Origin of the sequence: Zeaxanthinibacter enoshimensis (assembly GCF_004362865.1) — a bacterium.
In the GTDB taxonomy this organism is placed as follows: Bacteria; Bacteroidota; Bacteroidia; order Flavobacteriales; family Flavobacteriaceae; genus Zeaxanthinibacter; species Zeaxanthinibacter enoshimensis.
This window is the reverse complement of the sequence record NZ_SNYI01000002.1, coordinates 697,068-709,771: the sequence shown is the minus strand read 5'-3', so window position 1 is coordinate 709,771 and position 12,704 is coordinate 697,068. Positions and strand designations below refer to the sequence as shown.

Genomic DNA, 12,704 nt, shown 5'->3' with positions numbered 1-12,704 from the left:
GTTCTCATCATCCGTTACTGTCAGCTTGAACACATATACTCCTTCTGCCAGGCCGCTGGCCGTAAGGTTGGCCGTATTGGCATTGGTCAGGGTGGCCGGGGTCCCGGGATGACTCACCTCGGTCCAGCCGTAGGTCACATTGCCTCCATCGGGGTCGCTGCCCGTACCATTTAAGGTTATACTGTTGGTCGGTAAGGTGATCGTACGGTCAGATCCCGCATTGGCTACCGGAGGCTGGGGAGTAGTGGCACTCTGATTTTCAAAAATCCTTGGAGTAATATTATTCCATCCGATCGAAACAATATCATAATCGCCATCTTTATCAATATCTACTATCTGGGCGCCGTCATGGTGATCAAAATTACCTCCCCCTGAATCGATAATAGTTTTTGTCCATGCTGCATTATTGCACAGATTATTTGCAAATCCATAAAGCTGGTAAGTTCCTCTCCATTCTCCCACCACGATATCCAGATCACCATCAAAATCAATGTCTTTGATCCCTAGGCTAAGACCTCCATCAATATCGGGATCAATAGTATGTTTAATCCAGGATTGAGTCGGGTCTGCCGGGGCCTCGAACCAAGCTATTTCCCTATTTGAACCGATCTGGGTTACCACGGCGTCCAAATCCCCGTCCTCATCAAGATCGGCGAGCAAATTCCTGTCCATTGTAGTGGGATAAGTAATTCCTGTACTAAACAAGGTCCAGGTTCCGCCGTCATTTCGAAGCCAATTGGATCCCTGGAACAGATCTAAGTCGCCATCCCCATCTATATCTCCGTTACTCAGAGCCTCTCCCATCGAGGTTGGATGAATATTTACCAATGTCCATGTTCCGTTTACTGGATCAGACGGAACTGTAAGCATTTGTACTTGTGACGTTCCTGTCTCTGCCCCGTTCCAGTTAAGTGCCATCTGGAATGGGCCTCCCTGCTGGTAAACGCCTCCTGCGATTCCGGCAAGAAAGGGTTCACTATATGTTGTGGCGCCCACTGGTAAGTTATCCCTGATTGTAAAATTACCTGCCCCATCATTTTCAGCCCAAATTAAAGCCGAACTTTCATAAGCGCCTTTGGTTCCCAGAAGGTCATAATCACCATCGTTATCAAAATCAAAAACATAGGCTACATTATTGAAGTTTGGACCGATAGTGTTTTTAACCCACTCACCTGCAATTGTTCCCGGGTTTTTGTACCACCAGCCGCCACTCACTATGTCTTTTAAGCCATCATCATCAAGATCGTGATCGGCATATATATAGACCGATCTGTATGCCTGGGCCGGGCCTATTATATGAGGTTGCCATTGATCAGGAAAGATCCCGGTATTACAATTTCCCGGATCCAGGACAGATACCGTCACCTCATCGGAATAGCCGGTAGGAGTATTATTACTATTGAATAATTCCAGTCTTATGGTGTGTTGACCCGGTGAAATCCCGTTAAGGATAATAGGGTTGGTACTATAATGCATTCCTCCAAGTGCATTGTCTATAAAATATCGAATGTGATCTCCTCCCTGGGAAACCGTCCAGTTATTCAGGGAAAAACTGACATTGAAGGGAGAATTTACAGTAGCACCATCTGTTGGCGAAACAATACTTATAGACGGTGTGCTGCCACCGGTACCTGAACTCAGCACCTCGATAGCTGAAATTTTTGGATTTTCAATGACCGAACTGAACTGTATTGAGGCAAAGCCATCTGCCACATTAATATTATTGAATTCTTTGATCAGTGCTGTGGCCGGACCAACTTCAGCTGATATATCAAAATTGCTCAACACCGTATTTCCTTCAATTGAAACATTAAAAACCCTGGAACCGACTCCACCGGGGTTATTCCCAACACCGAAGTAAATTTCTGCGAAATGCAGCTTGAAATTATAATTGCCTGGGGCACTTACAGGAATGTTGTATGAAAAAGAATTTCCATAACGTTCGGTCTGGTACAGGGCATCATTCGTCGTTCCTGAAATCGGAACTGAATTAGAAAACGTACTCCCGCCGTTGGAATACTGATCTGCGCTGAAGGACTGGCCCGCAACATCTAACTGGGGACCCCCGGTATTTATCCGGATCGGGTTTGCCAGGTTAAAATTAAATGAATCGGGAACCATTGGAATACCTGCCAGGTTTTCGACATTACTAATTGTCAGTTGGTAATTTGTTCCTGCATTCAGTCCACTCACCGTTAATAGGACCGTGAGATTATCGGGCTGCAGGGCTGCCGAGGAGACACTTCCACCATTATTAATATTATAATTACCGGGCATTTGTGCACTTGCCAAAGTAACATATTCCGAAAAAACGACTTTTATCTGGGTGGGAGAAGTAACGACAACTTCGTCTACCTCAGGAGGGGAGTTATCCACAGATACCCCTGCTCCTAAAAATTCGATATAATTCAGATCAAATTCTATCTGTTGTCCCGTACTATGTTTGAAAACGAAGAAAAGATCGTTCTTCCCACCAGGGTCAGAGATCGGACTGGTCACGTCAGTCCATGTAGTAGTTGATCCTGTAACCGGGACTTCTGTAGAAGCCAGGGTGGGACCACTGGCATTCCCGGTTCTAAGTTCGATGACACCACCTGAACTGGCAGCAGATACCCTGTATTTAACGGCATTGATATTCTTCAGGTTTCTACCCGACAACGAAATGTAAGAACCATGATTTACCCGGAGGGCCTCGCTCCCACCCCCTGTTGGATCTGTATTGCCGATTTTTGATGTATTACTCTGGGTACTGTAAAATTCTGCCTCTTTCCTCTTAGGATGCAATTGGATCTGGTCAAATGAAGTAAGTCCCCCCTGGTCTGTATAATTTACGCCCAGCACATAGAAGATATCCATCTCCCCATTGGTATCATGATCTCCTGGATCCAGTCGGATAACCTGATCGCAGCCATCTAACCCCAGGTTATCATGAAAGTGATTCAGATGCCCCATGGATGGTACAACGTTGACATCTGCACAATTTATTCCCCCATCGGCAGTGGATCCATCTTCCTGATCGGATACCAAAAGATCCAGGGTCACATCATCATTCCAATTGATCAAACCACCATCAATGGGAGAATTGAAATCAAAGGTCGCGAGGTTATTACCGGCATATATGGTTACACTTTTAGTGGCAACGCCACCCTGGTCATCCGAAACACGTAATAAAGCAGAATAATTGCCTGCTGTGGTATAAGTATGAACTGCATTCAGGCCGGTATCATCTATGGTGCCATCACTTTCAAAATCCCATTCGTAGATCAATGGATCTCCATCCGGATCAAACGTTCCATTCGCTGAAAAATTAACTTCTAACGGGAGATTTCCGTTAGTAGGGTTTGCCGATACTGTTACAACAGGAGAAGAATTGGATACTATCCCCGTATAATCTACCCGGACAAGCTTACCAGTTCCTGTATTACCGGGGCAACATCCTGCACCATACTCCAATATATACATATGGCCATCCGGACCAATTTTCATGTCTATAAATCCCAAAGCTGCTGTCATAAAAACAGAAGGAGCCAATCTTTCCGGAGTACCGATCAGGTTACCTTGCTCATCCAATTCTGCAACCCAAATTCGGCTGGAATTAAAATCGTAATAAAAAAATCGATTATCAAATTCAACTGGTAATCTCTTTGGATCTGAAGCCTGAGGGTCATAGTAGTAGCGAGGACCCGCCAGGTAACATTTATGGAAAAATTCTAACCAGGAAGGCTGAGCGGCTGGCAGGTCAACGAGTCCTGTATTCCAGGTAGAGATGTTCTTTGGCGTAGCGGGATTATTGTAATATGGTGAAGCTGCATAGTTGACCAGATAAGCCTCATTTTTACCGGAGAAATATGGCCAGCCATAATTTCCTGCTGCTTTTGTAAGGTTTATTTCATCCATCCCTTCCGGGCCCTGTGAAGATGAAGTATTTGCGTCGGGGCCAACCTCACCCCAAAATAACCAATCCGTATTTTCCTTGTCTACAAATATCCGGTACGGATTCCTGGCACCCATAACATATATTTCAGGGCGACCATCTGCCGGGTTAGGGAACAGGTTTCCCGGCGGGATAGTATAACTACCATCCCCCTGGGGTGTGATCCTGAGAATTTTACCCCGAAGGTCCTGGGTATTCGAAGAGGTGTTCTCAGAGCTCTTATTTATGTCATTTTCATTAAAGGTTGCATAATTGCTATGATCGGTATTATCACCTGTAGCGATGTATAAATTCCCCAGGGAATCAAAACCCATATCTCCCCCGGAGTGACAGCAACTGACCCGCTGGGTAGACCATTCTAACATAATGATCTCCGAGGAAAAATTCAGAGTATTCCCGTTCATGGTGAAGCGGGATACCCTGTTCACCGAAGTACTAAGAGGAGAATAATGTAGATAGATATAGTTATTTGATTCAAAATTAGGATCAAAAGCAAGCCCCAGCAACCCATCTTCCAGCTCGTGGAAGACTTGCAGAGTTCCGGCTGAAACTGATGTTTGGGTATTAGGGTTATAAACTATTATTTCCCCATAACGATCCAGGAGAAAGATCCGGCCATCGGGAGCAAACTTAAATGTGGTAGCGTTGGTCAGGTTAGTTAATAACTCTACTTTTTGAAAATCTGATGGCAACTGCCCAAATGAATAAAACGCGTTAACTACTGTGAACAGCAGAATTAGAACATAAGAGCGCTCCATACCCTTTCGTGAAATGAAATAGAGATGCTGGTGAAGATTCATAAAGAAATTTGACCATTTATTCATATAAATAGAATTAAAATCGGCACGCCAATAAAACTATAAAAAACTTAAAATCAACAAGTTGAAACAAATATGTTTCCAGAAATTATTATGGGGGAAGATTAATCTGATAAAAGTACCTCTTAAGAATTCAAGGGTGAAATTCACCAGCTTAATTCGATTAAATCATCCTTTTAATCGGTAAACGGTCATCTCTATGCCATCTTGACTATCAACCAATGAAACACCTAGATTTGCTTAAAGAAGATACAAAAAAAGACCTGCCAAAAGCAGGTCTTCTCTTATAAATATAAGCGTCTGTTAATTCTGTACTAATAATTTCACCAACATTGCCTTACCTTCATTCATTTCCAGGCCAATGAAGTACAATCCATCTCTGAGAGTATTCACCGGCACCTCGTAGGCATCCTCATCACTGAAAATTTCCTGTGCGTTAAAGCCTCCAATCAGTCTGCCACTTGAATCGTGCAGGTAAATGGTTTCCACAAAGACATCCTCCGGTTTATTCAACACCCTTAATCTGGCTATACCATCCTTAGCCGGATTTTCTAGCAGAATAGTAATCATTCCTCCGGAAGTCGCCGTCACAGCTATTGTAATGGTAGAGGTATGGCTTAATCCGCCGGCATCCACTACAGTTAAGGAGACCGTATAATTTCCACTCTCCGTAAAAGTGTGCATGGGGTCTATCTGTGCAGAACTTGTACCATCCCCGAAATCCCAATTATAACTGACGATACCAAAATCATCCTGGGAATTACGGCCGATAAAAGTAACCTCCAGCGGTACCGTACCTGTGGTTGGTGTAGCCTCGATAACTGCAGTTGGCGGTAAGTTCTCTGCACTTCCAACTACAATAGTAACTTCTGCTACATCGGTAAGGCCTTCTGCGTCAGTAACTGTAAGTGTCACATTATAAGTGCCTTCTGCTGTAAAAGTATGAACTACATCGGCTTCACTGGAAGTTGATCCATCCATGAAATCCCAGGAATAGGTAGTTATTCCATTATCATCTGTAGAATCACTTCCGGTAAAAGTGACTTCCAATGGTGCCTGCCCGGATGTAGGATTTGCAAGGGCAATCGCTACCGGAGCTTCATTCATTGGTTCGGTCACTGTAATGCTTACCGTAGCGGTCGAAGTCAGCCCCTCTGCATCAGTAACTGTAAGCAGAACTTCATAAGTGCCTGCCACGGTAAAAGTGTGAACAGGATCTGCTATAGCAGCACTATTACCATCCATAAAGTCCCAGGCGTAGCTCACGACTTCTTTATCATCAGTAGAGTTACTTCCGGTAAAAGTGACTTCCAGAGGAATATCACCTGAAAGAGGGTCAGCTTGAGCTACCGCAACAGGAGCCTCATTTGCGGGATCTGAGACGGTAATCGTAATCGTATCACTATCAGTCAGGTTATCTCCATCTGTCACGGTCAGGCTTACCTCGAAGGTTCCTGCGGTCTCGAAGATATGCACCGGATCTGCCTCGGCCGATGTATTTCCATCCATAAAATCCCAGGCATAAGAAACAACGCCCTGATCATCGGAGGAATTACTTCCTGTAAATGTCACTTCCAGAGGTACTGTACCGTTAAGCGGAGTCGCCTCTGCTAAGGCCGTAGGACCAGAAAGAGGATTTACCGTGACAGTAACCTCATCTGAAGCGGTATCATTTTCATCATCGGTCGCTGTCAGGCTGAATACATATGCTCCTTCTACAAGGTCAGATGCAATTAGATCTGCAGTAGTCTCTCCTGAAAGCGTAGCCGTACTTGGTCCGCTAATTTGATTCCACTGGTAGCTCAATATCGCACCACCATCCGGATCAGAAGCCGTTCCATTAAGGGTCACACTGTTCGTAGGCAGAGTGATCTGCTGGTCTAGCCCGGCATTCACTGTCGGTGGGACAGAACTGGTAACCTGGATCCCGGATATTTTGGCACGGTCCACCTGCGAGGTGAAGATTATAGTTAGAGAACCATCACTCACAGTAATATTGGAAAAACTTTCCACAATTGCAGTTGCACTTCCTCCGGCAGCTACTACTATATCGTAATTTGTTAGGTTCTGCTGCCCGTTTTCTATATCCACATCAAAAATCCTTGATCCTGCTCCTCCTGGATTAGTACCCACGCCGAAGAATATTTCTGCAAAATGCAGATCGAGCTTATAATTCCCGTTTTCTACTGGGATGTCATACCGGAACGAACCTGTTGGAGCCGGTCCAAATCTTTCCGTTTGATAGAGCTGGTCATTTTCCGTATTAGCTATCGGAGTAACCACCTGGAATGTATTTCCCCCAACAAAGGACTGATCTGCAGACCAATCTTCACCATTAAAACTATAACTAGGTCCACCGGAATTGATCAACAAGTTCCTGATAGGAGTCCCTACAGTGATATTAAATGATAATTCATCAAATAGCCCTTGTGTATCGGTCGCACGGATGGTTACAGTATAGTCGCCTACCGCATCGGTTAGAGTTCCCGAAATCAGTCCTGTACTTGGGTCTATATCCAAGGAAGCGGGCAGCCCGGAAGCAGAATATGTAATCACATCTCCGGCGTTGGGATCTGATGCTTCCACCTGCAAATTCACCGATGCTCCTTCATCAAAGGCCTGGTCCCCAGGATTAGTAAGGATGGGAGCAAAATTGCCTTCTCCTAAAACTTCAATCCCGGATATTTTTGCCCGATCTACAGAATTTGTAAATACTATAGAAAGAGCCCCGTCTGTGACATTTACTATGAAAGTTTCAAACACTGCTGAATTCATCCCTCCGGCTTCAACATAAATATCATAATCGGTCAGTTGTACCTGGGAACTCTCAATATCAACATCAAATAACCTTTGTCCCTGGGCAGTATGAAACAACTCAGCAAAATGGAGTCTAACTGCATAGTCACCTGCTTCAGGAACAGGTATCTCGTATGATAAGGTCGGTGTGTCAGAATTTCTTTCAGTCTGGTACATCACATCATTTGTAGTATTGGCAATGGGACTGGTTGAATTAAACAATTCTCCCCCATTAAAATACTGATCAGCAATCCAGTCATTTCCATCATGAGTCAGAGCAGCTCCGCCAGCATTAATACGAAGGCCACTGGTATAATTACCTATGGCAATTGTAAAGGTTACCTCATCAAAAAGTCCTCCCTGATCTGTCACCCTTACCGTCACATCGTAAGTGCCAACAGGTTCTGTCAGAGTCCCACTTATAAGTCCGGTTCCTGCGTCAATGGATAGAGCAGCAGGTAATCCCTGTGCTGTATAGGTTAAGGTATCCCCGGAATTAAAATCTGTTGCTTCCATTTGTAAATTAACATCTAAATTCTCGGAATATAATTGAGTCCCGGGATTCTCTATTACAGGAGCTACATTATTCCCACTTCCCAGAATTTCAATTGCCGAAATCTTCGCACGATCCGTAATATTGGAAAATAAAATGGTTAGATTACCATCGGTAACATTGACTACAAAACTTTCAGTCCTTGCTGTAAAAGAAGCTCCAGCTGCGGCTATGATATCGTAGTCCGTGAGTTGACCTTGTCCTCCTTCAATATCCACATCAAATAACCTGGAACCTGTACTATTATGAAATATTTCAGCAAATAATAAACGAACCCCGTATTCCCCATTTTCAGGGACCGGTATTTGGTAAGTCAGCGTTGGATCATCTGAATTTCTTTCAGTCTGATATAAAATATCATCGGTTGTTCCGTTAATAGCATTGGCCGTACTAAATGTAGCACCTCCGTTAAAATACTGGTCGGCTATCCAGTCCTCATTGTTAACAGTTACCAGTGGGCCACCTGCGTTGATCCTGATGATACTGTTAAATGCCCCTACGAAGATTGTAAAGGTGGTTTCGTCAAATAGTCCTCCATTGTCCGTTACCCGAACAGTAACCGGGTATGATCCCTGGGCAGCCGACAAGTTCCCTCCTATGATACCCGTATCCGGGTCAATTGAAAGGTCTGCGGGTAATCCCTGGGCAGTATAAGTAAGTACATCACTGAAGTCAGGGTCTGAACCCTGTATCTGTAAGTTAACAATTGCTCCTTCATTGAAAAGCTGATCCCCAGGGTTTAATACCATTGGTGGAGAGTTTACCGGGGCACTCCCCGTAGTATTTTCAAAAATTCGCGGAGTGATATTGTTCCAACCGATCGATACTATATCCAGGTCTCCGTCTTCATCAATATCTACAACCTGGGCGCCATCGTGATGATCAAATGTGGGTGTACCTGGATGAATCGTATGTTTTATCCATGTTCCTGTATTACAAAGATCATTCTCAAAAGCAAAAAGCCTGTAAGCACTCTGCCACTCCCCGACGACTATATCTGCATCCCCGTCAAAATCAAAATCTATCACATCTACACTTAGACCTCCATCAATATCTGTGTCAAGGGTATTCTTTGTCCAGGGTTGAGTTGGATCTTCTGGCGCCTCGAACCATGCAATTTCCTGGTTACTGCCTAATTGACTCACAACAGCATCCAGGTCTCCATCACGGTCAAAATCAGCAAGCATATTCCTGTCCATGGTGGTAGGATAGGTGATTCCCGTTGAAAATGTAGTCCAGGTACCATTCCCCTCATTCCGTAGCCAGTTAGACCCCTGGAACAAATCCAGATCACCATCGTCATCAATATCGCCAGCACTAAGTGCTTCTCCAAGAGAGTCCGGGCTGATATTTTCAAAAGTCCATTGAGTGTTAACCGGGTCAGCAGGAATTGTTAACAGTTGGACAGGGGAACCACTGGATTCAGCTCCATTCCAGTTGATAGCCAGTTTGAAATCACCGGTATTATCGAAAACTCCACCTGCTATTCCTGCAAGGAACGGTTCCACATAAGTAGTCTGACCCGAATCGATATTTGTATATACTGTGAAATTACCTGATCCATCATTCTGGGCCCAGGCCATATCAGAACCTTCGTAAGCTCCTTGTGTTCCCAGCAGGTCAAAATCGCCGTCACCGTCAAAGTCGTAAACGTAGGCTACATTATTAAAAGGTGAGCCAATAGTGCTTCTTACCCAATTCCCGGTAACTGTACCTGGGTTTTTATACCACCATCCTCCAGTTACGATATCTTTTAAGCCGTCACCATCAAGATCATGATCTGCATAAATATAAACCGACCTGTAAGGAAGTTCGCTCCCTATTATTTCTTCCTGCCACTGATCCGGAAAGGGAGTATTATTACATTCCACCTCGAAATTAAAGGTGTAACTACCGCTAGCAACGGGTAGTCCAGCTTCATTGGTCACATTATTAATATCCAACGTATAAGTAATACCTGGGGCTAATTGAGAGGTGGTCAGTATCACTGTCCTCTGATCTTCCTGCAGACTGGCAGAAATAACGCTTTCCCCATTATCCAGGCTATAATTGGTTATCGTCTCAGCAACAGTCATATTGACATATTCAGAAAATTCTACACGAACTTCTGTAGGCTCTGACGAGGAGACGTTATTTACAACCGGGGGAGTATTATCTGTAGAAACCCCCTGTCCAATAAATTCAATGTAATTAAGGTCGAAGATATCAACTCCCGCTGATGCATTCTTGAATACAAAATAAAGGTCATTCTTACCCCCGGGATCGCTGATAGCAGACTCTACATCTACCCAATTATTTAAGCTGCCTGTGGAAGGGACAGGAGATGTTGCCAGTAATGCACCTGTGGGACTACCTACTCTAAGTTCAATCGATCCTCCAGCAGTTTGAGATGCAACCCGGTATTTAACTCCACTGATATTCAGAAGATTTCTACCTTCAAATACGATATATCCATCGTGATTAACTCTTATGGCCTCGCTGCCACCCCCCCAAGGATCACTGTTCCCTACTACCGTAATATCACTCTTAACATCATAAAATTCTGCTTCCCTGCGTTTGGGATGTAGTTGAACCTGATCAAATGCTTGCAATCCACCCTGATCAGTATAATTAGCACCCAGGACGTAAAATATGTCCATCTCCCCATAGATATTATGGTTACCTGGGTCCAGATTCAGAGTTTTAGGACACCCATCAAGCCCCATATCATCATGAAAATGATTCAGGTGCCCAAGGGATGGGACAACGTTCACGTCCAGGCAATTTATCCCTCCATTTGCTGTACTGCCATCCTCTACATCTTCCACGAGCAAATCCAGATCGATATCGTCCCCCCAGTTCATAAAACCACCATCGATGGGAGAAGTAAATGTGAATGTTGGTGCATTATTCCCGGCATAGATGGTCAGATTCTTGGTACTGACGCCCCCGTTACCATCATCAACACGGAGTTGAACATTATAGGTTCCGGCCAGTGAATAAACAAAAGTTGGATTTTCCTCCGTTGAATCCACCGTCCCATCGGTTTCAAAATCCCACTCGTATGTTAAAGAATCCCCATCAGGATCGAATGTTCCTTCGCTGGAGAAATTTACCGTAAGCGGGAGGGATCCATTATCAGGATCAGCGGAAATTTCAACTACCGGGGATGAATTGGATACAATTCCGATATAATCCATGCGAACCAATTTCCCTGTACCAGTGTTATTAGGACAACATCCCGCCCCGTATTCCAAGATATATAAATGGCCATCTGGCCCAATTTTCATATCAATGAATCCCAAATTATTATTGGCAGGAAAGGCTGTATTTAATCTCTGATTTGATTGAATAATACCCTGCTCATCCATTTTAACGCCCCAAACAGCACTACTGTTAAAGTCAAAATAGAAAAATACCTCGTCGTATTCTATAGGTAATCGTTGTTGATCCGTTAAAGCCGGATTATAATAATACCTCGGTCCGGCCATATAACTTTTATGGAAAAAATCCAGCCATGACGGTCTGGCAGGAGGAAGATTTGTAGCCCCGGTATTCCAGGTAGACACATTTTGCGGGGTATTAGGATCATTATAGTACTGAGGATTGGTGTAATCTATTAAATAGGGTTCGTTATTCCCGGAAAAGTAAGGCCAACCATAATTTCCCGCAGTTTTGGTCAGGTTAATTTCGTCTTTACCTTCCGGACCCGCGGAGCTGGCCACATTGGCATCAGGACCTACTTCCCCCCAAAATATCCAATCCGTATTCTCTTTGTCTATGAACATTCGATAGGGGTTACGGGCACCCATCACATAAATTTCAGGAAGCCCCCCTGCCCCATTTGGGAACAGGTTACCTCCTGGAATGGTATAACTTCCATCAGGCTGTGGTCTTACCCGAAGAATTTTACCTCGAAGGTCATTAGTGTTGGAAGACGACTTTTCTGCACTGTTCACAGAATTCGTTTCACTGATAGCAGCATAATCGCTATGGTTGGCATTATCTCCTGTGGCGATATATAGATTGCCCTGAGAATCAAAACCCATATCTCCCCCGGAGTGGCAGCAACCATTCCTCTGAGTAGGCCATTGCATCAGGGTTACTTCTGAAGCCAGGTCCAGCGTATTACCATTCATCGTAAACCTTGACACCCTGTTAACTGATACATTTAATGGTGAATAATGGAGATAAATGTAATTGTTAGTCAGGAAACCAGGATCAAAAGCTACACCCAACAAACCATCCTCAAAATCTTTGAACACCTCTAAAGTGCCTGCGGAAACAGTCACCTGTGTATTTGGATTGTATATCAGAAGTTCTCCATAGCGATCTACAATAAATATCCGGCCATCGGGAGCAAATTCAAAATTGACCGCGTTGGTCATTTCTGTAATCAGTTCCACTTTTTGGAATTGTTGTGGCAACTGGGCTTGCAGAAGATTATTAGACAAGAAAACAATAATTACAAAAGCCAGGATTTTGGTAAAATTAGCTGGAATTGTATTTAGTATAAAGGGAGTAAGATTAGAGCGAGTAATTTTATTTTTCACGATCAGTATTTTTGGGGTTTGGATTTTCTTAAAACACTATATCAGCCTTCTTATTGAAGATAGTCTGATTT

The 12,704-nt window shown here is 44.0% G+C and carries 2 protein-coding genes; both read right to left on the bottom strand.

Features of this window, described 5'->3' with window-relative positions:
* On the bottom strand, positions 1 to 4,758 hold a 4,758-nt coding region (locus tag CLV82_RS09260), incomplete at its 3' end, for a PQQ-dependent sugar dehydrogenase (protein WP_166636698.1).
* Positions 4,759 to 5,055: 297 nt separating this feature from the next.
* Positions 5,056 to 12,534, bottom strand: coding sequence for a PKD domain-containing protein (locus CLV82_RS09255; protein WP_133644025.1), 7,479 nt, complete (start codon positions 12,532 to 12,534; stop codon positions 5,056 to 5,058).
* Between the last annotated feature and the right edge of the window lie 170 nt (positions 12,535 to 12,704).